Source organism: Burkholderia sp. EMB26 (genome assembly GCF_024730645.1).
Classification (GTDB): Bacteria; Pseudomonadota; Gammaproteobacteria; order Burkholderiales; family Burkholderiaceae; genus Burkholderia; species Burkholderia cenocepacia.
Genome location: NZ_CP078071.1, coordinates 1,825,558 through 1,850,292, shown reverse-complemented (window position 1 = coordinate 1,850,292; position 24,735 = coordinate 1,825,558). Strand labels below are relative to the sequence as shown.

Sequence of the window (24,735 nt, the reverse complement as noted above, 5' to 3'; positions counted from 1 at the left end):
AATGAAGGTTTCCGAACATCCGAAGGTGCTGGTCAGCGAGGTCGGGCCGCGCGACGGGCTGCAGAGCATCGAGGCCGTCATGCCGACGGCCGCCAAGCTGCGCTGGATCACCGCGCTGGCCGCGGCCGGCCTGCGCGAGATCGAGGTCGGGTCGTTCGTGCCGGCCAGGCTGCTTCCGCAGATGGCCGACGTCCGCGAAGTCGTGGCGCACGCGCTCGCGATTCCGGGGCTGCACGTCGCCGCGCTCGCGCCGAACCTGCGCGGCGCCGAGGACGCGTTCGACGCGGGCGTGCACAAGCTGACGCTGCCGGTCTCGGTGACGGAAGCCCATTCGCTGGCGAACATTCGCAAGACGACCGCGCAGATGATCGACGAGGTGCGCGCGATCGTCGCGTTGCGCGACGCGCGGTTTCCGTCGGTGCAGATCGAGGCGGGCGTGTCGGTGGCGTTCGGCTGCACGATCGCGGGCACGGTCTCCGACGACGAGACGATCGCGATGGCGGCGGCGATGGCCGAATGCGGGGTCGACGAAGTCGGCCTGTCCGACACCAGCGGTTATGCGAATCCCGCGCAGGTGCGCCGGCTGTTCACGCGGCTTCAATGCGAAGTCGGCGACAAGGCCGGCGGCGCGCATTTCCACAACACGCGCGGGCAGGGGCTCGCGAACGTCGTCGCGGCGCTCGATGCAGGCGTGACGACGATCGACGCGAGCCAGGGCGGCCTCGGTGGCTGTCCGTATGCGCCGGGCGCGACCGGCAACATCGTCACCGAGGATCTCGTGTTCCTGCTCGAGGCGATGGGCTACGACACGGGCGTCGACGTCGACGCGTTGCTCGCCGCGCGCGCGATCCTGCATGCGGCGCTGCCGTCCGAGGCGCTGTACGGCCACGTGCCCGACGCAGGGTTGCCGAAGGGTTTCCGCTATGCGGATGGTCGCGCTGCGGCGGCTCCACAACCGGAAGGATGCGTAGCGGGAGTCGCACGATGAACGATCGACAACAGGCTGCCGCGCTGCCGTATGCGGGCGTGCGCGTGATCGAGATGACGCACATGGTGATGGGCCCGACGTGCGGGATGCTGCTCGCGGATCTCGGCGCGGAAGTGATCAAGATCGAGCCGATCGCGGGCGACAGCACGCGGGCGCTGCGCGGCTCCGGCGCGGGCTTCTTCGGGATGTTCAACCGCAACAAGAAGAGTCTCGCGGTCGACGTGAAGGATCCGCGCGGGCTGGAGATCGTGCGGCGGCTCGTCGCGACGGCGGACGTCTTCAGCGAGAACTTCAAGAGCGGCACGATGGACCGGCTCGGCCTCGGCTACCCGGCGCTGGAATCGCTGAATCCGCGTCTCGTGTACGTATCGCACAAGGGTTTCCTGCCGGGGCCGTACGAGCATCGCACCGCGCTCGACGAGGTCGTGCAGATGATGGGCGGCCTGGCCTACATGACGGGCCCGGAAGGGCGGCCGCTGCGCGCGGGCGCGAGCGTGAACGACATCATGGGCGGCATGTTCGGCGCGATCGGCGCGATGGCCGCGCTCGCGCAGCGCGAGCGCACGGGCCGCGGCCAGCAGGTGCAGAGTTCGCTGTTCGAGAACAACGTGTTCCTCGTCGCGCAGCACATGATGCAGTTCGCGGTGACGGGGCAGGCCGCGGCGCCGATGCCGAGCCGGATTTCCGCGTGGGCCGTCTACGACGTGTTCTCCGTCAAGGACGACGAACAGATTTTTCTCGCGGTCGTGTCGGACACGCAGTGGGCGCTGTTCTGCGACGCGTTCGGCCTGACCGCGCTGAAGGACGATCCGCGCCTCGCGACCAACAACCTGCGCGTGCAGGCGCGCGAATGGCTGCTGCCGGAATTGCGTTCGCGGCTGGCGCCGTATTCGGCCGCGGAGATCGGCGCGATCTTCGAATCGACCGGCCTGCCTTACGCACCGATCACGAAGCCGCAGGACCTGTTCGACGATCCCCATCTGCTGGCCACGGGCGGCCTCGAAGCCGTGACGCTGCCGGCCGACGCGAGCAGCGCCGGGCGGCCGGTCGACACGCGCACCGCGCTGCTGCCGCTGACGCTCGCCGGCGAGCGCTTGCGGCTGCGCTCGGCGCCGCCCGCGCTCGGCCAGGACACGTGCGCGCTGCTCGGCGAGCTCGGCTACACGCCGGACGATGCGCGTGCGCTGATCGATGCCGGCGTCGTGGCGGGGCAGTACGGCGCGGCAGCCGCCGCGCACGGCGACGCGCCGGGCGGCGCGCCTTCGGCGAACGAAGTGGCGAGCGCGTAGCGCAGCCGCGATTCATCGAACGAACAAAGGCGTCCCGGCCGCGCACCGCGCGGGGAGGCTCGCCGCATTCACGGAGACAACCATGACATCCGCTTCCCCGGCGCTGGCCGCCGATCGCGAGACCGACGCGTCGATCGAGCAACGTGCGGTGCGCAAGGCCGCGTGGCGCTTCATCCCGCTGCTCGCGCTCGCGTATTTCTTCAACTATCTGGATCGCACGAGCGTCGGATTCGCGGCGCTCACGATGAACCGCGATCTCGGGCTGACCGCGACGCAGTTCGGCTGGGGCGCGGGGATCATGTTCGCCGGCTATTGCGTGTTCGAAGTGCCGAGCAATCTCGCGCTGTACCGTTTCGGTGCGCGCCGCTGGCTGGCCCGCATCATGATCACGTGGGGGCTGATGGCGGCCGCGACCGCGCTCGCCACCGGGCCGACGAGTTTCTATGCGATCCGGCTGCTGCTCGGCATCGGGGAAGCCGGATTCTTTCCCGGCGTGATCTTCTTTCTTGCGGTGTGGTTTCCCGCGAGCTATCGCACGCGCGTGCTGGCGTGGTTCACCGTGTCGACGCCGCTGTCGTCGCTGATCGGCGGCCCGCTGTCGACGTGGCTGCTGCAGCTCGACGGCGCGCTCGGGCTCGCCGGCTGGAAGTGGATGTTCATCGTCGAAGGGCTGCCGGCGTGCGCGCTCGGTTTCCTCGTACTGAAACTGTTGTCGGACTCGCCGGAGCATGCGACGTGGCTGTCGGACGACGAGCGGGCCGCGCTGCAGCGTGCGTTCGAGCGTGACGGCGCGGCCGCCGGCCGCAAGAAGCGCTTCGGCGTCGCGCTGCGCGACGTACGCGTGTACGTGCTCGCGCTGATCTCGTTCGGCTTCACGATGGGCTCGTACGGCATCGGCATCTGGTTGCCGCAAATGCTGAAGGCGCACGGGATGTCGACGATGCAGACCGGCTGGCTGTCCGCGGTGCCGTACTTCTTCGCGACGGTCGCGTTGCTGTGGTGGGCGAAGCGGGTGGACCGACGCGGCGGCCCGGTCGCGAACCTGGCGATCGGATTGTGCATCGGCGCGGTGGCGCTCGGCGTGTCGACCCATTTCCTGACCCTCGGGCCCGCGCTCGTCGGCATCACGCTCGCGCTGATCGGCACGATTGCCGGCCGCACGATCTTCTACACGCTGCCGTCGCGCTTCCTGTCCGGCCAGGCCGCGGCCGGCGGGCTGGCGCTGATCAATTCGATCGGCGCGCTCGGCGGCTTCGCGGGCCCCTATCTCGTCGGTTACCTGAAGGACAGCTTCGGCACCTTCACCGCCGGGATGCTCGGCCTCGCGATCGTGCTGGCGATCACGACACTGCTCACGCTGTCGCTGTACGCGTTCGACCGGAGCGAATGACATGACCTTTTCGATCAAACGGCGCCGGTTGATCGGCGCGGCCGCCGCCTCGCTCGCGCTGCCCGCGTTCGCCGACACGCCGGCCCCTGATGGAGCCTCCCGCATGACGCAAAGCAACTACCTCGCGGTCCGCCCCGACTGGCTCGCGTCGGCGCTCGAACCCGCGCTCGAGCCCGACCTGCCGATCGTCGACGCGCATCATCACTTCTATGAACGGCCGGGCTGGATCTACCTCCTCGACGACTATCTGCAGGATGCGCGCTCGGGCCACAACATCCAGGCGTCCGTCTACATGCAGGCGCAGACGCGCTATCGCGATTCGGGTCCCGCGGAGCTGAAGCCGGTCGGCGAGACGGCCTATGTCGCCGGCGTGACCGAGCCGCTGCAGCACGGCCCCGTGGCGGTCGCGAAAGGCATCGTCGGCCATGCGGACCTGCGGCTCGGCGAACGCGTGCGCGACGTGCTGGAAGCGCATCTCGAAGCGGGGCGCGGGCGGTTTCGCGGCGTGCGGCACCTGAGCACGTGGGATGCCGATCCGACGCTCGCCAATCCGCTGTCGGCGGTGCCGCGCGGGCTGCTGCTCGATCCCGCGTACCGGGCCGGCGTCGCGCAGCTCGCGCCGCTCGGGCTGTCGTACGACGCGTGGCTGTTCTTCCCGCAGTTGCCCGAATTGTTCGAGCTCGCGAAGGCGAACCCGGACACGCGGATCATCGTCAATCACTGCGGCGGCGTCGTGCGGATCGGCAGCTATGCGGACAAGCGGCCGGAGGTGTTCGCGCGCTGGTCGGCGTCGATGCGCACGCTCGCGCAACTGCCGAACGTGTACGTGAAGGTCGGCGGCCTCGGGATGCGCATCAACGGATTCGATTTCGAGAAAGGCGCGAAGCCGCCGTCCTCGGCGCAGCTCGCCGACGCGTGGAAACCGTGGATGATGACCTGCATCGACGCGTTCGGCCCCGGGCGCTGCATGTTCGAGAGCAATTTCCCGGTCGACAAGGGGTCGTATTCGTTCGTGAACGGCTGGAACGCGTTCAAGCGTCTGACCGCGCAGGCCGGCGCGGACGAGCGCGACGCGCTGTTCCGCGGCACGGTCACGCACGCGTACCGGCTCGGCTGACGCGCGTACGCCGCGTCACCCGGCTTCCACCAGCGCCGCGAGCCGCGCCAGCGCCATCTGCCAGCCGGTCTCGTTGTCGGCGGCCGGCACACCGGGCGGGACGCCGTCGTGCACGGCATCCACGCGCGTGCCGCCCGCTTCGTCGGACAGCGTGATCGTGATCGTCATCGCGCCGCGCAGCATCGGGTCGTCGGTTTCGAATACGTCGATCTCGACGATCTGCTGGTCCGGCACGAGCGTGACGAAGCGGCCGTGATAGGTGTCGGTATGCGCGGTGGTCTTGCCGGTGCCGGCCGCGGGCGCGTCGTAGCTCAGCGACACGCGCAGCGCGCCGCCTTCGCGCGCATCGTACGCATGCACGCGGCAGGTCATGCCGTCGGGCACTTTCCACTGTTCGACCGCGTGGGGGTCGAGCAGCGCGCGGTAGACGCGCCCGCGCGGGGCGTTCAGGTGCCGGCTGACCCGGGTCGAATGCGTGTGCGTGTGCAACATGTGGCCTCCCGCGAAGCGCGCGCGACGGTGCACGCCGGCGCCCGGCGTGTCGTCATGCTTCCTTCAGGAATCCTAGGCGCGGGCGCGGCGGCATGCAATGACCGCACGCGAGACGGCGTTCAGCGCAGGGTCGCGGCGAAGGCGTCGAGCTGCGTGATGCAGGTGTTCCAGCCCTCGAAAAAGCCGAGTGCTTCGTGGCGCTCGCGCGTCGCCGCGTCGGGATGCATCACGCGCGCCTCGTAGCGGCTGCCCGCGTCGTCGTCGGCCATCGTGATGATCGCCGTGAAGCCCATCCACGGCGCCTGCGGCCGCCAGCCGCCCGTGAGCATCGACGTGAACGCGATGCGCGATTCCGGCACGATTTCGAGGAAGCAGCCGGGATTGTCGCTCGTGCCGCCGTCGGGGCCGCGCATGAACGTATGGAAGGCGCCGCCCGGCCGCAGGTCGAACGCGCGCACCTCGGTGGTCCACGGTTTCGGGCACCACCATTCCTTCAGCAGATCGGGGTCGGTCCATGCGCGCCACAGCGCCTGGCGCGGCGCGCGCAACGTACGCGTGATGACGAGGTCGTGGGCTTCAGCGGGTTCGACGTGGCTGGCTGGCATCTTGCTCCTCCTGGTGACGGCGTTCGACGAATTCGACGAGACGATCGGATCGCGCTTCCCACTGCGCGCGTTGCGCGGCGAGCCACGCCTCGGCCTCGGTCAGCCGGCTGCCGACCAGCGCGCAGGTGCGCGAGCGGCCGGTTTTGCGGGTTTCCACGAGGCCGCTGCGCTCGAGCACGGCAACGTGCTTCATGAACGACGGCAGCGCCATGTCGAACGGCGCGGCCAGCGCGGAGACCGTGCGCTCGCCCTGGCCGAGCGCGCTGACGATCGCGCAGCGCGTCGGATCGGCGAGCGCATGAAAGACGTCGCTGATGCCGGGTTGAAAGTTATCCATTTGGCTAAGTGTAGGCGATGCGGGAAACGCTGCAGCGAAAATTTTCGTCACGTACGATGATGGGGCGGTAACGCGCGCCGATCGGGCGCTGCGTCGCCGGACGTCTGCCGTCGTCGCGCGAGCCTCGACGCCCGGCCGGCGTTCGTTCCGATTCCGGCCCATGCCGAACCCGCGCATGCGGCCCACCTGATTACCGGAGATGGCATGACCGAACCTGTTACCGTCCGCCGCGTCGGCGCAAGCGAAGCGATGGCCTGCGTCGATGCGCTGGCCGACGTGCTGATCGATTGCGTCGAAGGCGGCGCGTCCGTCAGCTTCATGTTGCCGATCGCGCGGTCGACCGCGGTCGCGTTCTGGACGCGCGTGGCCGACGGCGTTGCGAACGACGAGCGCATCCTGCTCGTCGCCGAGGATGCATCGGGCCGGATCGTCGGCACCGTGCAGGTCGTGACCGCGCAGCCCGAGAACCAGCCGCATCGCGCGGACATCTCGAAGATGCTCGTGTCGCGGCACGCGCGCCGGCAGGGCATCGCCGCGCGCTTGATGGCGGCGGCCGACGCGGCCGCGCGCGACGCCGGCAAGACCGTGCTCGTGCTCGACACGGTGACGGGCGGCGACGCCGAGCGGCTGTACGAGCGGGCCGGCTGGCAGCGTGTCGGCGTCGTGCCGAACTATGCGCTGATGCCCGACGGCGCGCTCTGCGCGACGACGATTTTCCACAAGCAGCTCGCGTAACGGCAATCGCCATGTTGAGCGGCATCGTTCCGGGCGTGTCGGGAGCCGCTTCTTGCCCGGCAGCCAACCGTCAGGAATAGCAGGACCGGAGGCAGCCCCGGTCCGATATAGTCGCGTTCTCGCAAAGGACGCCGACAACACGCCACGCAACCGCCGCCTCGATGAAACGCTCCCATGTCGCTTTCGCCCTCACGGGCCTGCTCGTCGCGCTGCCGATTGCCGCGTATGCGCTCGTCAAGCCGCTGCGCGTCGTCGCGCCCGCGCTGGTTCCCGGCGTGTCGTGCCCGCGCGCCGACATCTGCACGGACGATGCCGCGAAGCTCGGCGCCGCGCAGCAGCTCTATCGCGACGGCGCCGCCCGCGCGGCGGCGGCCGTCGGCGGGTTCCGCGCCGCACCGCGCATCGTGTTCTGCGCGACGCGCGCGTGCGCCGATGCGTTCGGCCTCGGCACGCGCGCGGCGCTGACGCTCGGCGATTTCGGCATCGTGATCGCACCGCGCGGCTGGCAGACCTATTTTCTCGCGCACGAGCTGATCCATCACCGTCAGGCCGAGGTGCTCGGCAACCTGGCCGTCGTGACCAAGCCGCGCTGGCTGATCGAAGGGATGGCGTATTCGCTCAGCGACGATCCGCGCCATCCGCTCGCGCAACCGTTCGAGGCTTGGCGCACGCAGTTTGCAGCGTGGAATGCGGCGCGCGGTGCGCAGCCGCTGTGGGATGCCGCGCGGGCGATCGAATAGCGCGGCAGCAGCGAGCGCGCTGCGTCGAAGGGTGCGCCGTTACGCCGACGTCACCGGATTGCCGCGTCGGCCGGTCAGCGCGTCCCGCCCCGCGTCGAGGATCTCGTCGGCCAGCGCGGGATCGCTGCCGGCGATCGCGCGGGACAGCACGAGCGCACCGACCATCTGGCTGAAGACCGCCAGCGCGTCGCGACGCGTGTGCTCCGGCGTGGCGCCGTCGGTCGCCACCATCCGTTCCAGTCGATCGAGATACGCGGCGAGCCCGTGCGCGTAGCAGGCGCGCGCCGTCTCGGTCAGCCGCGGCGCATCGCCCGCGAAGCCGGACAGCGGGCAGCCGGCCTCGAGGTTGTCGCGATGCGCGGGTGACAGATACGCGGCCACCTGCGCGTCGAGGCTGCCGGCATTCGGCGGATCCGCGCGGTCGTGCATCGCCTTTTCCATCACTTCGGCGACCAGCGCGTCTTTCGACTTGAAGTGGTTGTAGAAGCCGCCCTGCGTGAAGCCGGCTTCCTTCATCAGCTCCGTCAGCCCCACGGCGTCGACGCCGCGCACGCGGAACAACCGTTCGGCGGCCGCGACGATCGCGCTTCGGTTCTCGGCTGCCTGCTGTCTGGATACGCCCATCGATCTCTCCCTGATTGTTGCCGATCGCGTCGATTGAAAAACACGATGGTGATCGCCATTGACATGCCCGCGTAGCGCGAACACAATGCACCGCAAAGACAATGGTGATCGACATTGACATCGAGTGTAGCCGACTTGGCGGGCAACACAAAGCCAAGCCGGGCGCGGATGGCAATCGGTCGGCGTCTTTAACGTCGCGGGCACACAACCGGCAGCGAGCGGCTCGGTACGCGATGGCAACCTCGTTTTCCACCGGATCTCATGCGCGCGGCGAGCCGGCGTGCAGGCGATTCATCATGCGAAAGGAACGATCATGAAGATCGAAGGTGCAGTCGTTTTCGTGACGGGCGCGAACCGCGGGCTGGGGCTCGAATTCGCGAAGCAGGCGCTCGCCAGGGGCGCGCGCAAGGTCTATGCGGCGGCGCGCGACCCGGCCACCGTGACGCTGCCGGGCGTCGTGCCCGTGAAGCTCGACGTGACCGATCCGGCGGCGGTCGCGGCGGCGGCCGATGCGGCGCGCGACGTCACGCTGCTGATCAACAACGCCGGCATCGCGCGGCTCGGCAGCCTGACGGACGACGGCGCGCCCGACGCGCTGCGCGATCACTTCGAAACCAACGTGTTCGGGATGCTCGCGATGTCGCGGGCGTTTGCGGGAACCCTGGCGGCCCACGGCGGCGGCGCGATCCTCAATATCCTGTCGGTCGCGAGCTGGGTGAACCGGCCGATCCTGTCGGGCTACGGCGTATCGAAATCGGCCGCATGGGCGTTGACCAACGGACTGCGCCACTCGCTGCGCGAGCAGCGCACGCAGGTCGTCGGGCTGCACGCCGGTTTCATCGATACCGACCTGACGGCCGGCCTCGACGTGCCGAAGGCCACGCCGGCCGACGTCGTGCGCCAGGCGTACGACGCCATCGAAGCAGGGGCGGAGGAAGTGTCGACCGACGAGTTCACGCGGCAGGTGAAGGCCGCGTTGTCGTCGGGCGTCTATCTGGAAGAGCCGGCGCCGCGTTGACGGCGCCGGTCATGCGCATCCGCCGCCCGCGCGGTGAGCGCGGCGGCGGCGATCGACGCGTCAGACCGTCGTGTCGATGATGCCCGGGATCTTCACGTCCGGGTTCACGTCCGCGTCATAGTCGACGCCGGCGATCTCGAAGCCGAACAGGCGCAGGAACTCGGTCTTGTAGCCCGCGAAGTCCGTCATCTCGTACAGGTTCTCGTTCGTGACCTTGTCCCACATCGCGACGACCTGGTTCTGCACTTGCGGATCGAGTTCCTTGTAGTCCGCGCGCAGGCGGCCTTCTTCGTCGACGTGCGGCGTCGCGCCGTACAGGCTGTCCTTCAGGAGCCCGTACACCTGCTCGATGCAGCCTTCGTGCGTGCCCTTTTCCTTCATCACCTTGAACAGCAGCGACAGGTACAGCGGCATCATCGGGATCGCCGAGCTGGCCTGCGTGACGACGGCCTTCAGCACCGACACGCGCGCATCGCCGCCGTGCGCGGCCAGCTTGTCGCGGATCGACAGCACCTTCTTGTCGAGATCCTTCTTCGCTTCGCCGATCGAGCCGTTCCAGTAGATGTCGTGCGTGATCTGCTCGCCGAGGTACGTGAACGCGGTGGTCTTCGCGCCGTCGGCCAGCACGCCGGCGTCGGCCAGCGCGTCGATCCACATCTGCCAGTCCTCGCCGCCCATCACCGCGACGGTGCCGTCGATCTCTTCCTGCGTCGCCGGTTCGAGCGAGACTTCGCGGATCACTTCCTTGTCGGTGTCGAGGCCGCGGAACGTGACGGCCTTGCCGACCGGCTTGAGCGTCGAGCTGATGGTTTCGCCCGTCTTCGGATGCGTGCGGCGCGGCGCCGCGAGGCTGTAGACGACCAGATCGACCTTGCCGAGATCCTGCTTGATGGTGTCGATCGTGACCTGCTTGACCTTGTCGGAGAACGCGTCGCCGTTGATGCTGCGCGCATACAGCCCCTTTTCCGTGGCGAATTTCTCGAACGCGGCGCTGTTGTACCAGCCGGCCGTGCCCGGCTTCGTCTCGCTGCCGGCACGCTCGAAGAACACGCCGAGCGTGTCCGCGCCCGAGCCGAATGCGGCCGAGATCCGGGCGGCGAGGCCGTAGCCGGTCGACGCGCCGATCACGAGCACCTTTTTCGGGCCATTGGCGATCGGGCCGTGCGAAGTCACGTAGTCGATCTGTTCCTTGACGTTGGCTTCGCAGCCGACGGGATGAGTCGTCACGCAGATGAAGCCACGCACGCGCGGTTTGATGATCATGGAAACCTCTGTCTATCTATCGGAAAGGCGGGGACGGCCTGAAATCGGAAAAATCCCGCGCATTGTAAAGGAAGCGGCCGATCGCGGGCGGGCGCGGCCGGAAGGTGCCGGACCGCCTGGATATTTCTCTCTTGACAGAAATAACTGAAAAAACTAAATTCCCCACCATGGAACTCACACCGATTGCCGAACGATTCATTCTCCACTGGGGCGAAATGGGCTCGCGGTGGGGCGTCAACCGCACCGTCTCGCAGATTCACGCGCTGCTCTACCTGGCCGGAAGGCCGGTGGCCGCCGACGAGATCGCCGAGACGCTCAACGTCGCGCGCTCCAACGTCAGCACGAGCCTGAAGGAGCTGCAGGCGTGGCGGCTCGCGAAGGTCGTGCACGTGCTGGGCGATCGCCGCGACCACTTCGAGACGTCGACCGACATCTGGGAACTGTTCAAGCTGATCGTCGAAGGGCGGCGGCAGCGCGAGATCGAGCCGACGCTCACGGTGCTGCGCGATTGCCTGACGAATCCGGAGATCGCGAACGAGAGCCGCGAGACCGAACAGCGCATTCGCGACACGCTGCAGTTCGTCGAGACGCTCACGACCTGGTCGGACGAGATGTTGCGGCTCAAGCCCGATACGCTGATGAAGGCGCTGGGCATCGGCGCGAAGATCAGCCAGACGGTCAGGCGCAAGCCGTCGAAGTAAGCGGTAACGGGAGAGCGGGCACGCAGCCCGCTTTTTTCGGGGTTGTTATTTCTGTCTGTACAGAAATAACTGTAAATAAAGGATGGATATGAACGCAGCCTTGCCGTCGACCTGTCAGCCCGAGCGCACCGGCGCACCGGGCATGACCGTGCTTGTCTGCGGCGCGAACGGCTTCATCGGTCGGGCTCTGTGCGCGCAGCTCGAAGCCGGCGGGCATCGCGTACTGCGCGGCGTGCGTCACGCCGCCGGCCCGTACGACGTCGCGATCGACTTCGCGCGGGACGTCGATCCGCAAGCGTGGCTCGCGCGGCTGAACGGCGTCGACGTGGTGATCAACGCGGTCGGCATGCTGGCCGATCGACGCGGCGCGACGCTCGACGCCGTGCATCGCGCCGCGCCGTGCGCGCTCTTTACCGCGTGTTGTCGTGCGGGCGTGCGGCGCGTGATCCAGATTTCGGCGCTCGGCGTTGAGCGCGGCGATACGCGGTACTTCGCGAGCAAGCACGCGGCCGACCGTTTCCTGCAGACGCTGCCGATCGACTTCCGCATCGTGCGCCCCGCGCTCGTCTACGGGGCGGCCGGTGCGTCCGCTCGGTTTTTCCGGATGCTCGCGAGCCTGCCCGTGCACGGGTTGCCGGCGGGCGGCCATCAGCGGCTGCGCCCCGTGCATGTCGACGATCTTGCCGAAGTCGTCGCGCGGCTCGTCGCGCTGGCGGGCGATTCGCCGGCGACGGGCAGCCGCGTGATCGACGTGGTCGGCGGCGACGAAGTCGAATACCGCGAGATGCTGGCCGGCTACCGTGCCGCGCTCGGATTTCCGCCGGCGGCGTGCGTGACGCTGCCCGGCGCGCTGGTCGGCGCGGCGGCCGCACTGTTCGGCGCGTGGCCGGGGGCGATGCTGACGCGCGACACGTGGACGATGCTGCGCGCGGGCAACACCGGCGATCCGGCGGCCACCGCGGCGGTGCTGGGCCGGCCGCCGCGCGGCATCGGCAGTTTCATCGGCGCGGATGCCGCCACGCTGCGCCGCGACGCGCTCGCGATGTGGCGACGCCCGTTGCTGCTCGGCGCGCTCGCGATCGTGTGGATCTGGACGGCGATCGCCAGCGCATTCATCCATCCACTGCACGCGAGCCTCGCGCTGCTGGCGCCCGCGCACGTCACGGGGCTGCCCGCGCTGATCGCGCTCTACGCGGCCAGCGCGCTGGACTTCGCGTTCGGCGTCGTGACCGTCGTCGCGCCGTCGCGGCGCCTGTGGGTCGCGCAAGCGGCGCTGATCGTCGCGTATTCGGCGGTCATCGCGGTCACGATGCCCGGCCTGCTGGCCGAACCGTTCGGCCCCGTGCTGAAGAACGTGCCGATTCTCGCGATCCTGTTGATCCTGTTTTCAGAAGAAGAACACGCATGAATACCTATCTCGTCGTCAAGGCGCTTCACATCCTGTCGTCGGTGCTGCTGGTCGGTACGGGCTTCGGCACCGCGTTCTACCTGTTCTTCGCGAACCGCACGCGATCGGTGCCCGCGATCGCGGCCGTGTCGCGGCTCGTGGTGCGCGCGGACTGGTGGTTCACGACGCCGGCCGTGATCTTCCAGCCGGCGTCCGGGCTGTGGCTCGCGCACACGGCCGGCTGGCCGTGGCATGCGCCGTGGCTGCTCGCGTCGATCGTGCTGTACGCGGTCGCCGGGGCGTGCTGGCTGCCGGTCGTGTGGCTGCAGCTCGAACTCGCATCGATGGCGAAGCTCGCGCACGCGAACGGCGACGCCGCGTTGCCGGAGCGCTACTGGCGCTATGCGAAGCGCTGGGAACGGCTCGGTTATCCGGCCTTTTTCGCGATGCTGACCGTCTACTTCCTGATGGTGGTCAAGCCGATGTAAGTCCGTGGCCGTCGCGCGGTGTGGCGGCGTATGCGGGAAAGCAGGCCATCGATCGATTCATGATGCTGGCGATAACGAGAAGGAGTGCAAAGCATGGGTTCGAGTGAATTGGTTCTGTACTTCGACGGACGATGTCCGCTATGTGTCGCTGAAATCCGGCGTCTCGGCGCTCGCGACACGCGACACCGGCTGGCGTTCGTCGATATCGCCGGGCCGGGTTTCGATCCGGCGCCGCTCGGCGTCGATCTGCCCGCGTTGAATCGCGAACTGCATGCGCGTCTGCCCGACGGACGCATGCTGACCGGCATCGACAGCATCGTCGCGGCGTATGCGCTGGTCGGGCGCCGCGGGCGAGTCTGGCTGCTTCGCATGCCGGCGATGCGTGCCGGGTTCGCGTTGCTGTATCGCCGCCTGGCGCGCAATCGGCATGCCGTGTCGCACTGGCTCGGATATCGCTCGCAAGCCTGCAGCGAAGGCGGTGCGTGCAGCATCGGCCGGGATTCCGATAGTGCAGCAGCGAATCGCCCGCCGCGCGATACCCCGCGCCGTATCGTCGTGAGCTGGATGTACGCAGCGGCGCTCGTTCACCTGCTCGTCGGCGTGGTGATGCCGTGGATTGCCGGCGCATCGTGGCTCGACGCGTATCACCGGGAGATCGAGCGGCATTTCTGGACGGGAACCGCACCCGAGGCCGCGCGTGTCCAGCAGGTGTGGTGGTTGTCGCTGATCGCCGCGACGGTGCAATGCGCGGCGGTCTGGATGCTCGCGCTCGTCCATCTCGGCAACCGCTTGCGGAAGCGGGAAGCGTGGGGCTGGTTGCTGGCCGGCCTGTTGATCTGGGCGCCGCAGGACATGCTGTTGTCGTGGCAGGCGCAGGTGTGGGGTCACGTGGCGATCGACGTTGCCGCGCTCGTCGCGATGGTGCCGCCGCTGGCCTGGCTGTGGAGGAGGGATACCGCATGAACACGTTGCCGGCTTTCGACTGGGCGCTCAACCTGCTGATCGTGCAGGGCGCGATGGGCGCATTCGATACGCTTTATCACCACGAACTCACGCAGGACCTGCCGCACCGCCCGCGTGCGCGGCTCGAGCTGGCGATTCATGCGGTGCGGTCCGTGCTGTACGGGCTCGTGTTCGCCTCGATCGCGAACGTCGCGTTTCACGGCGCGTGGGTCGCGGCCGTCGCGGCGGTCGTGCTCGTCGAAGTGGGGCTGACGTTGTGGGATTTCGTCGTCGAGGACCGGAGCCGCAAGCTGCCGGCGACCGAGCGCGTGCTGCACACGCTGCTGGCCGTCAACGGCGGCGCGTTGTTCGGGATGGTCGCGATGCAGTTGTCCGCGTGGGCGCACGAGCCGACCGCGCTGCAGCCGATCGATCCCGGCTGGCGCGGCTGGCTGCTCAGCCTGTTTGCCGTCGGCGTGACGGTGTCGGGCGTGCGCGACGGGATCGCCGCGTGCCGCGTCGCGCCGCGCGCGCCGGCCGCCAACCCGTTCGCCGGGCAGCGGCCCGGCAACGTGCTGGTCACCGGCGGGACCGGCTTCATCGGCGAAACGCTGGTGAACCAGTTGCTCGACGCAGGACATACGGTCACGTTGCTGGCGCGCGATCCGCTGCGCGCCGCCTACCTGTTTCAGGGGCGCGTGCGCAGCGTGACGTCCGTCGAACAGTTGCAGCCGCACGCGCGCTTCGACACGGTGATCAATCTCGCCGGCGCGCCGGTGCTGGGTGCACGCTGGAGCAAGCGCCGGCAGGCGCTGCTGCTCGCCAGCCGCGTCGGCGTCACGCAGGCGCTGATGCGCTGGGTCGAAACCGCCGAGGCCAAGCCGCGCACGTGGATCCAGGCGTCCGCGATCGGCTACTACGGCGTGCGGCCGGGCGACGAACGGCTCGACGAGCGTAGCGGCGCCGGCACCGGCTTCATGTCGGCGCTGTGCCGGCAGTGGGAGGCGGCCGCCGCGCCGCTCGCACGCCACGGCGTGCGTGCGGTGGTGCTGCGACTAGGCGTCGTGTTCGGCCCGGGCGGCGCGTTGCGCCCGATGCTGCTGCCGCATTACTTCGGGCTGGGCGGCCGATTCGGCGACGGCGCGCAAGTGCTGAGCTGGATTCACCGCGACGACGTGCTGCGGATCGTGGCGCGCGCGATGTCGCAGGCGGGCATGCACGGCGTCTACAACGCGGTCGCACCGGTGCCGCTGACCCAGCGCGCGTTCGTGCAGATCGTGTCGAAGGTGCTGCGCCGCCGCGCGTGGCTGCACGTGCCGGCCGCGCCGCTGCGCGCCGCGATGGGCGAGATGGCCGAGCTGCTGCTGGACGGGCAGCGCGTAGTGCCCGCACGGCTGCATCAGGACGGATTCATGTTCCGCTTCCCGACGGCCGAGCATGCGCTGCGCGACCTGACGAATCGGCCGCACACCGATTTCGCGCACGCGGCCTGCCGTTTTCCGCGAGGTCGTGTATAAATTCGGCGTGAATGCGTTCGGCGCGTGTCGCGCGCCCCGAATGCTCCGCACCCGACCTCACAAGGAGACTGCATGCTGCGCATCCTCGGCAAGATTCCGTCCATCAACGTCCGCAAGGTGCTGTGGCTGTGCACCGAACTGAACCTGCCGTTCGAACAGGAGGACTGGGGCGCGGGCTTTCGCACGACCCACGATCCGGCCTATCTCGCGCTGAATCCGAACGCGCTCGTGCCCGTCATCAAGGATGACGACTTCGTGCTCTGGGAATCGAACACGATCATCCGCTACCTCGCGAACCGCTACGGTGGCGATGCGCTGTATCCGGCCGAGCCGCAGGCGCGTGCGCGGGTCGACCAGTGGATCGACTGGCAGGGCGCGGATCTGAACCGCTCGTGGGTCGGCGCTTTCCTCGGCCTCGTGCGCAAATCGCCCGATCACCAGGATCCGGACGGCATCGCGCAGTCGATCGCGGGCTGGACGAAGCACATGCACGTGCTGAATGCGCAACTCGACAAGACCGGCGCGTACGTGGCCGGCAACACCTTCACGCTCGCGGATATCCCGATCGGCCTGTCGGTGAACCGCTGGTTCGGCACGCCGTTCGAGCATCCCGAATTGCCGGCGGTGTCGCGCTATATCGAACGTCTCGCGACGCGCGAAGGTTTCAAGCAATACGGCGGCAGCGCGAATCCGTAATGCTGCGCCCGTCGCGCGTGATGCGGCGGCGCCGTCGCGGGCGGCGCTTCATCGCATCCGGCGGGCACCGGCCCGTCGTCACGCACCGGGCGCCGGCACCGCGTCGAGCACGCGCGCGAGAAACGCCTCGTGATTCCACGCGGCTTCCGGCCGCGACAGCCCGAGCCGCACGACCACCAGCTGACGGCTCGGCACCACGCTCACGAACTGGCCTTCGTGGCCGACCGCATGAAACGCGTCGGCCGGCATCGCGCGTGCGTGCGGATCGCGATCGTTGAACGGCTCCGGCACCTTGACCCACAGCTGCGCGCCGAATTCCTGCCGCGACGATTGCGGCGTCGCGCGCGTCAGGTAGCGCACCCACCCTTCCGGCAGCAGCCGCTGCCCGTTCCACACGCCGTCCTGCAGCAGCAGCTGGCCGAAGCGCGCCCAGTCGCGTGCGCTCGCATACATGTACGACGCGCTGACGAGCGTGCCGGACGCGTCGGGCTCGAACACCGCGCTGCGCATCCCGAGCGGCGCGAACAGCGCGCGGCGCGGCAACGCGAGGTAGTCGCCGGCGTTGCCGCCCAGCGCCTCGCGCATCACGCGCGCGACGATCGCGCTCGTGCCGCTCGAGTACGACCATTGCGTGCCGGGCGTCGCGACCAGCGGCTTCGCCGACGCGAACCGCGCGGTATCGGGCTGCGTGAACAGCATCACCGCGACGTCGGACAGCGGGTCGTCGTAGTCCTCGTTGAATTGCAGGCCGCTCGTCATCCGCAGCAGCTCGTCGAGCGTGATGGCCGCGCGCGGATCGCCGCTGCCGCGCCATTCGGGCAGCAGCGCCGACGCGTCCGGCGACAGCTTGTGCTGCGCGACCAGCGTGCCGACCAGCGCGGCCGTGACGGTCTTCGTCATCGACCAGCCGGGCAGCGGCGTGTCGGCCGTGAAGCCGGGCGCATAGCGTTCGGCGATCACCTGGCCGCGCCACATCACGACGACCGCGCGCGTGCGGCGCGGCCGCGCCGGATCGGGTTCGTCGAACGCGCGGTCGATGGCGGTCTGCAACAGGTGTGCGTCGATGCCGGCGGGCGGTGTGGCCGGTGCGGGCGGATCGGGTTGCGCGGGCGCTGGATCGGGGAGGGGCGGCAACCCGGCGGGCAAGGTGGCCGCCGCCGAGCCGGTCGGGGACCCGACCGCGAGCGTGCAGCCGAGCCCGGGCCGGAAGTCGGCTTCGCGTTCGGCGAAGCCGGCGAACGTCGCCACCGCGCGATGATGGTCGGGATCGAGCGACGGGCGCACCAGTTTCAGCAGCGGATGGACGCCGGCCATGATGTCGACGTCGATCACGGACGCGGCCGGGCGCCCCGACACGAACACGCCGGAACACAGCGCCTTCGCCGCATAGCCGGTCGCGATCGGCGCGAGCCGGTACAGCATGTAGGCCGTGTAGCCGATCGCGGCAACGAGCGCGAGCGCGACACCGCGCAGCATCAGTTTCTTGAGGGGGATCGTCATGCGCGAGCGTCCTCGGTGGCGTGCCGGCCGGCAACGATCCGGCAGTGTCGCAGGTTCGGGCGACGCGTTGCAATCGCCGCCGCGTGACGCGCGATGACGGCCGCATGCGTGCGCGCTGCCGCGTGCCGACGGGGCGGCCGGCGGCGCGCGTCGAGGCGAGTTGATATCGGGCCGGCCATCGGCCGATAATCGTCCGGCATTGCTCTCCCAGTCCCATTGTCCAACCGAGATCGGAAAACGCCATGTCCTACGACAACAACAACCCGTTCGCCAAAATCCTGCGCGGCGAACTGCCGTGCGTGAAGGTCGCCGAAGACGACGCGACGCTCGCGATCATGGACCTGATGCCGCAGGCCGACGGCCACGTGCTCGTGATCCCGAAGGAGCCGGCCGCGCAGATCTTCGAGCTGTCCGGCGACGCGGCCGCGGCCGGCATCCGCATGACGCAACGCGTCGCGGCGGCGGTGCGCGCGGCGCTCGAGCCGGACGGCGTGTTCATCGGCCAGTTCAACGGCGCGGCAGCCGGGCAGACGGTCCCGCATGTCCATTTCCACGTGATTCCGCGCTGGGAAGGCGCCGAGCTGCGGATGCATGCGCGCGACGTCGCCGACGCGGCGACGCTCGAAGCGCTCGCGCAGCGCATCCGGGCCCGCTTCGTGTAACAGCGTGATCGCCCTCGGCGCGGCGGCCGCCCACTGGCGGGCCGCTGCGCCGACCGGGCCTGTTTCAGCGGTCACACGAGGTAACACGTGTAACCGCCCGGGAAACTCGGCCGGCCAGGCCCGGCGCTAGACTCCGCGCATTGTTTCATCGAGCGACAGGAAGGGCGGATCGCCTCTTCGTGCCGGCCGCCGCGTGGTGCGGCGGCGCGGCCTTCGCGAGGTGCCATGCGTCTTTCGCGCCGGGAATCGAGCCATGTCCAGACTTCTCATCACGCTTGCCCTGATCGGCGGCCTGTCCGGCTGCTACGTCGCGCCGCCGTACGGCTACGCGCCCGCGCCGGCCTACTACGGTTACGGCTATGCGCCCGCGTATTACGCACCGCCGGTGAGCGTCGGCATCGGCGGCAACTTCCGCATCCGCTGATCCGGCTTCGGGCCTCGGCTCCGGGCCCGGCCGCACCGGCCCGGTCGGCCGCCGTTAGCCGGACGATGCGCGCGAATTCACGCGCCGCATGAAGGCGGCGCACGGCGCCCGGGGTGCGCGGTTCCTATACTTCACAGGAAAGCGCATCCTCGCGAGGCCGTCATGACAGTTACCCCCAAGGTCGTCGTCCTGTCGGGCGTCGCCACGCTCGTCTATCTCGGGCTCGCCGTGCTCGGCAGCGGCGGGTTCGCTGCGTTCTTCTCGCATCCTCAGTCAACCGTCGTGGCGATCGCGACACTCGCGATGGCCGTCGCCGCCCTGTTCACCGAAGGCAACCTGAGCAGCGGCGAACGCGAGAACCGCGACAACCGCTGGGTGCTCGCGGCGTTCGCGGTGAGCGGCTTCCTGCTCGCATACCTGCCGGCGCTGACCGACCGCCTCGACATCTGGACCTTCGGTGGCGACACGGTGCGCTGGAGCGGCGTCGGGCTGTACCTCGTGGGCGGCGTGCTGCGCATATGGCCCGTATTCGTGCTCGGCAAGCGCTTCAGTGGGCTCGTCGCGATCCAGCCGGGCCATACGCTCGTGACCGGCGGCATCTACAGCCGCATCCGCAATCCGAGCTATCTCGGCCTGGTCGTCAATTCGCTCGGCTGGGCGCTGGTGTTCCGCTCGAGCGTCGGCGTGCTGCTGGTCGTGCTGACGCTCGTGCCGCTCGTCGCGCGAATCCGTTCGGAGGAGGCATTGCTGCGTTCGCAATTCGGCGCCGAATACGACGCGTATTGCGCGCGGACGTGGCGGTTGCTGCCCGGCGTGTACTGACCCCGTCATCTTTTCCCCGACCGTCGTCCGGATGCCCGTTACCGGCGTGTGCAGATGTGTTGCCACGTGTGTCTCGAACGTGCGATCGCGTGCATGACCGGCGTGCCGCAACGTGGGGTCGGACCGATGCGGGAGCCAATGCCGGCAAGGGTTTCAGCCGGATTCGACGGCCCCGTTGAATGTCTGTGATTCGTAAACAACTTGTTACCACAATGTCCACGGCAAGGATGCGGGACCGGTGCTATTCTTCGCCGCAAGCTCATTGAAATGAATTGGTCCGCGGTTCGGCACAATGCCTGGCCCGACGTCGATCGATTCAGATCGTCGTACCGAGCGGACCTCGATAACCAGAATTGCGAACAAGGAAGAATACGGGAATGTGGAAGAAAATCGCCCCCGCTCTCGTCGTCGCCGCGTTGACCGGCGCGACTGCACTGCCGGCAATGGCCGGTGACTTGAACAACGCGCTCGGCGGCGCGCTCGGCGGGGTTGCCGGCGCAGCGGTCGGCGGCGCGGTCGGCGGCAGCACGGGCTCCGTCATCGGCGGCGCGATCGGCGGCGGCGCCGGCGGCGCGGTGACGTCGAACCGTCGCGAGCGCACCGGCGCGATCATCGGCGGCGCCCTCGGCGGCGGCGCGGGTACCGCGGCCGGCAACGCGATGGGCGGCCGCACGGGCGGCCTGCTGGGCGCGGCGGTCGGCGGCGGCGCCGGCGCGGCGCTCGGCGGCAACATGTCGCGCAGCTCGTACGATCGCGATCACGGCGACCGCGGCTACCGTCACCGCAAGCACCGTCACCACCGCGACTGGGACTGATCGCCGCTGGCGCGGCACGGTGCGCGATCCGCGCACCGGCGCGCCGACGGCGTCGGGACTTCGACGCGAACCTCAGCCCGGCAGCCTGCCGGGCCGCTTCGCCGGCCAGACCGGCGATGCGCCTCCGGCTTCAATCAGCCACTGCCATGGGCCCGATCGACGGGCCGGCCATCCTCCTCCCGCCGTTTCCCCCATTTCGTTTGTCGACGACATCGCGTCCCGCGCATGAATGTGCCCGGACGGGATGGGCCGAATGTCCTCTGCTTTCCGTTCGCCGCGTCGGCTCGTTCCAGCCTGACGTGAGCGTATCCCGCGACCCTGCTGCAGCGATCCGCTGTCGCGCGCTTGTCGATCGCCCTCGATCCGCTTAACGGGACGTGTTGAATTGCGCATGGGTACGCCGTATTGCCGGGTACGGACGCATCGCGCGCACCGCGCAACCGTCAGGATTTCCCTGATGGTCGGCATGCCCCCGCAACGCCTCCCGACCGCGCGTCGCGGGCGGCGGCGGGTAGTGGGAAATCGAATGGATGTCATCGCAACATTTAATTGGTCGATCGAGATCGACTTCGCTATCGTCGGCGATGCTCGCGTACGGAGTCGAACCGTGCCGCTGTCCGCGCCTCGCCGCATGATCGCGAGCGCTGCGGCCCGGCCGCCGGCCCGCCGCGTCCGATGAACCGGACGGACCCGATGCGAAGCCTGGCCGACCGACCGAAGGCGCATGCGCCTTCAAGCCACCCCGGCAACGATGTCCCGCCCCGCATGCGTGCCCCACGCGCATGCGGACCGCCCGATGCCGTTTGCGCCCGGGGCCGGACCAACCCATTGCCTGGATGCAATATGTCTAAGACAACGTATTACGCGCCGCATGGCGGCCACCCGCCGCAGACGGATCTGCTGACCGATCGCGCGATGTTCACCGAGGCGTACGCGGTGATCCCGAAGGGGGTGATGCGCGACATCGTCACGAGCTGGCTGCCGTTCTGGACCCACACGCGCCTGTGGGTGATCGCGCGCCCGCTGTCGGGTTTCGCGGAAACCTTCTCGCAGTACATCGTCGAAGTGAATCCGGGCGGCGGCAGCGACAAGCCCGAGCAGGACAAGAACGCCGAAGCCGTGCTGTTCGTCGTCGAAGGCGAAGCCGAGCTGACGCTGCAGGGCCAGAAGCACACGCTGAAGCCGGGCGGCTATGCGTTCATCCCGCCGGGCGCGGACTGGACGCTGCACAACGTCAGCGATGCCGCGGTGCGTTTCCACTGGGTGCGCAAGCACTATCAGGCGGTCGACGGCATTCCGTTGCCGGAAGCGTTCGTGACCAACGAGCAGGACGTCGAGCCGATCCCGATGCCGGGCACCAACGGCGCATGGGTGACGACGCGCTTCGTCGACATGAGCGACATGCGTCACGACATGCACGTGAACATCGTGACGTTCGAGCCGGGCGGCGTGATTCCGTTCGCTGAAACGCATGTGATGGAGCATGGCCTGTACGTGCTGGAAGGCAAGGCTGTCTATCGCCTGAACCAGGACTGGGTCGAGGTGGAAGCCGGCGACTTCATGTGGCTGCGCGCGTTCTGCCCGCAGGCTTGCTATTCGGGTGGGCCTGGCCGGTTCCGTTATCTGCTGTACAAGGATGTGAACCGTCACATGAACCTGACGCTGAACCCGGCGCGCTGAAGCGTCGCGCAAGTCGGATATGAAAACCCGCTGGTGTGAGCCGGCGGGTTTTTTTTCGGGTTCCGCGCGGGTTTCCTTGGATGTCGGGTGGCGACCCGGAACGGCCCTTCAGATTTATCCAAAGCGGCCAATCGTTGCGACCTGCGGCGGGATTTTATAGCCACGCTCGACGAGTATCTTGGCCTCGGCGCGACTGCGGAATCATTCCCGATTAAATCGCTTCTCCCGCAGGGTGCCGTTGGAACCTTCAACGGAGTCGTTCTGCCAAGGGCGGCAAGAACGGACACAGCGTGTACGATCTGGTCTTCAAGAAAACCATCCAAGGAGAGAGGAATGAATCCGGAACAGGCCCGAGCCGAAGAAACCGAGGCGATGGAGCGCATGGTGGCCGCCACGCTGCGCGTGCAGAGTACGTTCGCCTCGATGCAGAAGCAATTTCCGCCGCAAGGCAGCGGCGAGCCTTCGCCGTTCGCGCTGCAAACCTTTGATGCTGCCCTGCAGGAACTTGAAGACGCACAGGCCGCGTTCGATGCGCTGCTGAACGATCTGATCGACGGTAACCGCTAAAGGCTACGCCCTTATCCGCACCGATTGTCGACGATCTAAAAAGCTGTGTCGAACGGCCGTTCGTAGCCGGCAGCCGCCGGTCGTGATCTCCAGCAACTGGCCGAACGGCGAACTTCGAGCAGTCCCGTGCGGGCCGCTGATAAGCTCGGGCAGCCAAAGCAACTTTTCCCGGTCACATGAGCACGCACCCCACCGCAGCCCCTGCACCCGTCACTCCAATGATGCAGCAGTACCTGCACCTTATCTGACAAGGCTTCGCGCGCAAACCTACGCTCACCTTTTTGAGGATCGTCCGCGAACGCCCCCCTTGAGCCATTCGCTGATAGCAAAAGCGATCATTCCGCCTGCGCGTTGAGGAATGAGCGGATTCTTTGAGCGCCTTCTTCGGGACTGCAAGTCGACGTATCCAGACGCATCGAGTAGGGCCTTGAGTAAGCTGGATGCCCGAATTGGGATCGCGCCATTCCTTCTCCACGGTCCGGCCTGCTGCGTTCACGCTCTTCCAGAACATCCAATGGGCAACAAACACCTATCACGTACGTGCGGCGAGGCGCGAGTGCAGAAATACATTCTTCGAAGGCGGTTGTATCTCGCAGCACAAGATCGAGAACAATCCCGAAATGACTTGCAGCTACGCGCTTCAGGGTGGACTGCAGATTGAGGTGATGTATCCTGAGCGCCTGATTCAACTCTTCATCCGATCTCATGTCACGCCTACGCGACATTTCGACGAATGCATCGAGCGATATGTGGAACATCGGCGCTTCCGAGCTATTCTGAAGCGCCTTGGCCAAGCTGCTTTTTCCCGCGCTGGTAGGTCCGTGCAATACGATCGCGATCTGTGTCATATGTCTCGCCGGCAACTCTAAGTCGATCCGTGCTGACAATTGTCGGCGATATTCTCAGCGCAGTCGATTGTCCGTTCATGGCCGAAAGGCGCCGATTCTCCCCGCATTCCCCCGTAACTCGTAACGAGTCTGTTTTCATCGGCGATGCGTATCGCTACAGCCCGAGCGCACCCGCCGCAAGCATCGCAACCTCCAGCCGTGTATCGGGCGACAACTCGTCTTCCATCAACCACACGGCCGACAGTCCCGACCACGCGAGAATCCACTGCAGCAGCCGGCGCCGGTCGAGTTGTGCGGCATCCGCCACGACCGCGACGCGCCGCCCGAAACGCAGGGGATCGACCGCGATGTCGTGTGCGGGATTGCAGAACAGATTCGCGTAGTCGAACGTGCGCTCGCCGCGCAGCCCTTTCGGGTCGATCGCGCGCCAGCCGCGATCGCCGAAATGCAGGATGTTGTCGTGATGGATGTCGCCGTGCAACACGACTTCGTCGACGAACGGCTCGGCCAGCAATTGGCGAGCCATCGTTGCCGCGCGGCGAAGCGTGTCGTTGTCGGCATCGCTCGATAGCAGCGCATAGAACCAGTCGTGCAGCGGCACGACCGCAGGGCACTGCGGCGCACGGTGCGCGTGCAGCCGCGCGACGACGTCGCAAGCGATGCGCATCGTGTCGTCGTCGTGGCCGGCTGCCGACAATGCGGCGAGCGACGGCGCCGGCTGCGCGCGTTCGAGCAGGATCGCGTCGCCGTCGTGCCGCCACACCTGCGCGGCGCCTTGCCCGTTCCACCAGGCCATCAGCGCATTGCCGCGGCGTTCCTCGTCGCACGTTGCGACTTTCAGCATCGCGGGCCGCGCGTGCCAGACGACCGGCAACAGGCCGCCGCTCGCGGTCAGGATCGGGCCACCGTCGGGAACGAGGCCCCACAGGTCGAGGTATCGGTCGAACATCACGCGATGGTACAGGCGAACCGGCTCATGCGCCTCGCCTGCCCGGCCGCGACGACATGCCGCAGACCCACATACGCGCCGCGAGCGGGCCCCGGTGCGCTTTCCTAAATAAAATTTAGCCAGCCAAACTTTGGCTAAA

27 protein-coding genes are annotated in these 24,735 nt (G+C 68.1%); 19 read left to right on the top strand and 8 right to left on the bottom strand.

Annotation, left to right across the window (positions count from 1 at the left end):
- The first annotated feature begins 1 nt into the window (after position 1).
- The 4 genes from KU887_RS25090 to KU887_RS25075 all read left to right on the top strand — a co-directional run bounded on the left by KU887_RS25090 (position 2) and on the right by KU887_RS25075 (position 4,784).
- Positions 2-988, top strand: coding sequence for a hydroxymethylglutaryl-CoA lyase (locus KU887_RS25090; protein ID WP_258255783.1), 987 nt, complete (start codon positions 2-4; stop codon positions 986-988).
- Positions 985-2,277, top strand: coding sequence for a CaiB/BaiF CoA-transferase family protein (locus KU887_RS25085; protein ID WP_163123086.1), 1,293 nt, complete (start codon positions 985-987; stop codon positions 2,275-2,277). The genes KU887_RS25090 and KU887_RS25085 overlap by 4 nt, the downstream gene beginning before the upstream one ends.
- A gap of 82 nt (positions 2,278-2,359) precedes the next feature.
- On the top strand, positions 2,360-3,667 hold the full coding sequence (locus KU887_RS25080; protein WP_006496194.1) for an MFS transporter: 1,308 nt from the start codon (positions 2,360-2,362) through the stop codon (positions 3,665-3,667).
- 1 nt (position 3,668) lies between these two features.
- Entirely contained in the window at positions 3,669-4,784 is a 1,116-nt protein-coding gene (locus tag KU887_RS25075; protein WP_048987724.1) for an amidohydrolase, read from the top strand.
- 15 nt (positions 4,785-4,799) lie between these two features.
- On the opposite strand, the gene KU887_RS25070 is transcribed toward KU887_RS25075, so the two are convergent.
- From KU887_RS25070 to KU887_RS25060, 3 genes are all read right to left on the bottom strand, one after another.
- On the bottom strand, positions 4,800-5,276 hold the full coding sequence (locus tag KU887_RS25070; RefSeq protein ID WP_006488803.1) for an SRPBCC family protein: 477 nt from the start codon (positions 5,274-5,276) through the stop codon (positions 4,800-4,802).
- Between the two features lie 119 nt (positions 5,277-5,395).
- Positions 5,396-5,881: an SRPBCC family protein gene (locus KU887_RS25065; protein ID WP_060265505.1), complete on the bottom strand. Its 486-nt coding sequence runs from the start codon at positions 5,879-5,881 to the stop codon at positions 5,396-5,398.
- Positions 5,853-6,218, bottom strand: coding sequence for a helix-turn-helix transcriptional regulator (locus tag KU887_RS25060; RefSeq protein WP_058902401.1), 366 nt, complete (start codon positions 6,216-6,218; stop codon positions 5,853-5,855). The genes KU887_RS25065 and KU887_RS25060 overlap by 29 nt, the downstream gene beginning before the upstream one ends.
- Before the next feature lie 204 nt (positions 6,219-6,422).
- Here KU887_RS25060 and KU887_RS25055 point away from each other — a divergent pair, with 204 nt between their 5' ends.
- Both KU887_RS25055 and KU887_RS25050 read left to right on the top strand, forming a co-directional pair.
- The gene (locus tag KU887_RS25055; protein ID WP_006496199.1) at positions 6,423-6,953 is read left to right on the top strand and encodes a GNAT family N-acetyltransferase; all 531 of its coding nucleotides are present in this window, start codon (positions 6,423-6,425) and stop codon (positions 6,951-6,953) included.
- 161 nt (positions 6,954-7,114) lie between these two features.
- Entirely contained in the window at positions 7,115-7,693 is a 579-nt protein-coding gene (locus KU887_RS25050; RefSeq protein ID WP_200062445.1) for a hypothetical protein, read from the top strand.
- Between the two features lie 39 nt (positions 7,694-7,732).
- On the opposite strand, the gene KU887_RS25045 is transcribed toward KU887_RS25050, so the two are convergent.
- Entirely contained in the window at positions 7,733-8,317 is a 585-nt protein-coding gene (locus KU887_RS25045) for a TetR/AcrR family transcriptional regulator (RefSeq protein WP_258255781.1), read from the bottom strand.
- 313 nt (positions 8,318-8,630) lie between these two features.
- On the opposite strand from KU887_RS25045, the gene KU887_RS25040 reads away from it, so the two are divergent.
- Positions 8,631-9,335, top strand: a complete 705-nt coding sequence (locus tag KU887_RS25040; protein ID WP_069352645.1) for an SDR family oxidoreductase — start codon at positions 8,631-8,633, stop codon at positions 9,333-9,335.
- A gap of 60 nt (positions 9,336-9,395) precedes the next feature.
- Here KU887_RS25040 and fabV read toward each other — a convergent pair whose 3' ends face one another.
- Positions 9,396-10,598: an enoyl-ACP reductase FabV gene (gene fabV, locus KU887_RS25035; protein WP_006483953.1), complete on the bottom strand. Its 1,203-nt coding sequence runs from the start codon at positions 10,596-10,598 to the stop codon at positions 9,396-9,398.
- Between the two features lie 167 nt (positions 10,599-10,765).
- Here fabV and KU887_RS25030 point away from each other — a divergent pair, with 167 nt between their 5' ends.
- The 6 genes from KU887_RS25030 (at position 10,766) to KU887_RS25005 (ending at position 16,329) form a co-directional block, all read left to right on the top strand.
- Positions 10,766-11,299, top strand: coding sequence for a GbsR/MarR family transcriptional regulator (locus KU887_RS25030; RefSeq protein ID WP_006480371.1), 534 nt, complete (start codon positions 10,766-10,768; stop codon positions 11,297-11,299).
- 88 nt (positions 11,300-11,387) lie between these two features.
- Positions 11,388-12,707, top strand: coding sequence for an SDR family oxidoreductase (locus KU887_RS25025; protein WP_258255774.1), 1,320 nt, complete (start codon positions 11,388-11,390; stop codon positions 12,705-12,707).
- Entirely contained in the window at positions 12,704-13,174 is a 471-nt protein-coding gene (locus KU887_RS25020) for a DUF2269 domain-containing protein (RefSeq protein WP_006485758.1), read from the top strand. The genes KU887_RS25025 and KU887_RS25020 overlap by 4 nt, the downstream gene beginning before the upstream one ends.
- A gap of 93 nt (positions 13,175-13,267) precedes the next feature.
- Positions 13,268-14,137 carry a thiol-disulfide oxidoreductase DCC family protein gene (locus tag KU887_RS25015; RefSeq protein ID WP_058902398.1) on the top strand — a complete coding sequence of 290 codons (870 nt, stop codon included), beginning with the start codon at positions 13,268-13,270 and terminating at the stop codon, positions 14,135-14,137.
- Positions 14,134-15,633 (top strand): TIGR01777 family oxidoreductase, encoded by a 1,500-nt coding sequence (locus tag KU887_RS25010; protein WP_006485764.1) that lies wholly within the window; start codon positions 14,134-14,136, stop codon positions 15,631-15,633. The genes KU887_RS25015 and KU887_RS25010 overlap by 4 nt, the downstream gene beginning before the upstream one ends.
- A 72-nt stretch (positions 15,634-15,705) precedes the next feature.
- Entirely contained in the window at positions 15,706-16,329 is a 624-nt protein-coding gene (locus tag KU887_RS25005; RefSeq protein ID WP_006485757.1) for a glutathione S-transferase family protein, read from the top strand.
- A gap of 78 nt (positions 16,330-16,407) precedes the next feature.
- Here KU887_RS25005 and KU887_RS25000 read toward each other — a convergent pair whose 3' ends face one another.
- Entirely contained in the window at positions 16,408-17,829 is a 1,422-nt protein-coding gene (locus tag KU887_RS25000) for a serine hydrolase (RefSeq protein WP_059722131.1), read from the bottom strand.
- A 242-nt stretch (positions 17,830-18,071) separates the two neighbouring features.
- Between KU887_RS25000 and KU887_RS24995 the strand changes: the two genes are divergently transcribed.
- From KU887_RS24995 to KU887_RS24970, 6 genes are all read left to right on the top strand, one after another.
- A complete protein-coding gene (locus tag KU887_RS24995; protein ID WP_006485763.1) occupies positions 18,072-18,491 on the top strand; it encodes an HIT family protein in 420 nt (139 codons plus the stop codon).
- A gap of 253 nt (positions 18,492-18,744) precedes the next feature.
- Positions 18,745-18,915, top strand: coding sequence for a hypothetical protein (locus tag KU887_RS24990; protein ID WP_006485756.1), 171 nt, complete (start codon positions 18,745-18,747; stop codon positions 18,913-18,915).
- Between the two features lie 162 nt (positions 18,916-19,077).
- Entirely contained in the window at positions 19,078-19,737 is a 660-nt protein-coding gene (locus KU887_RS24985) for an isoprenylcysteine carboxylmethyltransferase family protein (RefSeq protein WP_077021388.1), read from the top strand.
- A 377-nt stretch (positions 19,738-20,114) separates the two neighbouring features.
- The gene (locus KU887_RS24980; protein WP_006496212.1) at positions 20,115-20,552 is read left to right on the top strand and encodes a hypothetical protein; all 438 of its coding nucleotides are present in this window, start codon (positions 20,115-20,117) and stop codon (positions 20,550-20,552) included.
- Positions 20,553-21,395: 843 nt separating this feature from the next.
- A complete protein-coding gene (locus KU887_RS24975; RefSeq protein WP_006487082.1) occupies positions 21,396-22,232 on the top strand; it encodes a bifunctional allantoicase/(S)-ureidoglycine aminohydrolase in 837 nt (278 codons plus the stop codon).
- Positions 22,233-22,565: 333 nt separating this feature from the next.
- Entirely contained in the window at positions 22,566-22,799 is a 234-nt protein-coding gene (locus KU887_RS24970) for a hypothetical protein (RefSeq protein WP_006487081.1), read from the top strand.
- A 335-nt stretch (positions 22,800-23,134) separates the two neighbouring features.
- Here the strand turns inward: KU887_RS24970 and KU887_RS24965 are convergent, their stop codons facing one another.
- Together KU887_RS24965 and KU887_RS24960 are read right to left on the bottom strand one after the other, a co-directional pair.
- Entirely contained in the window at positions 23,135-23,647 is a 513-nt protein-coding gene (locus KU887_RS24965; RefSeq protein ID WP_012493593.1) for a chloramphenicol phosphotransferase CPT family protein, read from the bottom strand.
- Positions 23,648-23,801: 154 nt separating this feature from the next.
- On the bottom strand, positions 23,802-24,596 hold the full coding sequence (locus KU887_RS24960; protein ID WP_059722130.1) for an aminoglycoside phosphotransferase family protein: 795 nt from the start codon (positions 24,594-24,596) through the stop codon (positions 23,802-23,804).
- Positions 24,597-24,735 lie beyond the last annotated feature (139 nt).

Coding starts and splice junctions, on each gene's coding strand:
- KU887_RS25090 (WP_258255783.1), top strand. CDS start 2: ATGAAGGTTTCCGAACATCCGAAGGTGCTGGTCAGCGAGGTCGGGCCG.
- KU887_RS25085 (WP_163123086.1), top strand. CDS start 985: ATGAACGATCGACAACAGGCTGCCGCGCTGCCGTATGCGGGCGTGCGC.
- KU887_RS25080 (WP_006496194.1), top strand. CDS start 2,360: ATGACATCCGCTTCCCCGGCGCTGGCCGCCGATCGCGAGACCGACGCG.
- KU887_RS25075 (WP_048987724.1), top strand. CDS start 3,669: ATGACCTTTTCGATCAAACGGCGCCGGTTGATCGGCGCGGCCGCCGCC.
- KU887_RS25070 (WP_006488803.1), bottom strand. CDS start 5,276: ATGTTGCACACGCACACGCATTCGACCCGGGTCAGCCGGCACCTGAAC.
- KU887_RS25065 (WP_060265505.1), bottom strand. CDS start 5,881: ATGCCAGCCAGCCACGTCGAACCCGCTGAAGCCCACGACCTCGTCATC.
- KU887_RS25060 (WP_058902401.1), bottom strand. CDS start 6,218: ATGGATAACTTTCAACCCGGCATCAGCGACGTCTTTCATGCGCTCGCC.
- KU887_RS25055 (WP_006496199.1), top strand. CDS start 6,423: ATGACCGAACCTGTTACCGTCCGCCGCGTCGGCGCAAGCGAAGCGATG.
- KU887_RS25050 (WP_200062445.1), top strand. CDS start 7,115: ATGAAACGCTCCCATGTCGCTTTCGCCCTCACGGGCCTGCTCGTCGCG.
- KU887_RS25045 (WP_258255781.1), bottom strand. CDS start 8,317: ATGGGCGTATCCAGACAGCAGGCAGCCGAGAACCGAAGCGCGATCGTC.
- KU887_RS25040 (WP_069352645.1), top strand. CDS start 8,631: ATGAAGATCGAAGGTGCAGTCGTTTTCGTGACGGGCGCGAACCGCGGG.
- fabV (WP_006483953.1), bottom strand. CDS start 10,598: ATGATCATCAAACCGCGCGTGCGTGGCTTCATCTGCGTGACGACTCAT.
- KU887_RS25030 (WP_006480371.1), top strand. CDS start 10,766: ATGGAACTCACACCGATTGCCGAACGATTCATTCTCCACTGGGGCGAA.
- KU887_RS25025 (WP_258255774.1), top strand. CDS start 11,388: ATGAACGCAGCCTTGCCGTCGACCTGTCAGCCCGAGCGCACCGGCGCA.
- KU887_RS25020 (WP_006485758.1), top strand. CDS start 12,704: ATGAATACCTATCTCGTCGTCAAGGCGCTTCACATCCTGTCGTCGGTG.
- KU887_RS25015 (WP_058902398.1), top strand. CDS start 13,268: ATGGGTTCGAGTGAATTGGTTCTGTACTTCGACGGACGATGTCCGCTA.
- KU887_RS25010 (WP_006485764.1), top strand. CDS start 14,134: ATGAACACGTTGCCGGCTTTCGACTGGGCGCTCAACCTGCTGATCGTG.
- KU887_RS25005 (WP_006485757.1), top strand. CDS start 15,706: ATGCTGCGCATCCTCGGCAAGATTCCGTCCATCAACGTCCGCAAGGTG.
- KU887_RS25000 (WP_059722131.1), bottom strand. CDS start 17,829: ATGACGATCCCCCTCAAGAAACTGATGCTGCGCGGTGTCGCGCTCGCG.
- KU887_RS24995 (WP_006485763.1), top strand. CDS start 18,072: ATGTCCTACGACAACAACAACCCGTTCGCCAAAATCCTGCGCGGCGAA.
- KU887_RS24990 (WP_006485756.1), top strand. CDS start 18,745: ATGTCCAGACTTCTCATCACGCTTGCCCTGATCGGCGGCCTGTCCGGC.
- KU887_RS24985 (WP_077021388.1), top strand. CDS start 19,078: ATGACAGTTACCCCCAAGGTCGTCGTCCTGTCGGGCGTCGCCACGCTC.
- KU887_RS24980 (WP_006496212.1), top strand. CDS start 20,115: ATGTGGAAGAAAATCGCCCCCGCTCTCGTCGTCGCCGCGTTGACCGGC.
- KU887_RS24975 (WP_006487082.1), top strand. CDS start 21,396: ATGTCTAAGACAACGTATTACGCGCCGCATGGCGGCCACCCGCCGCAG.
- KU887_RS24970 (WP_006487081.1), top strand. CDS start 22,566: ATGAATCCGGAACAGGCCCGAGCCGAAGAAACCGAGGCGATGGAGCGC.
- KU887_RS24965 (WP_012493593.1), bottom strand. CDS start 23,647: ATGACACAGATCGCGATCGTATTGCACGGACCTACCAGCGCGGGAAAA.
- KU887_RS24960 (WP_059722130.1), bottom strand. CDS start 24,596: ATGTTCGACCGATACCTCGACCTGTGGGGCCTCGTTCCCGACGGTGGC.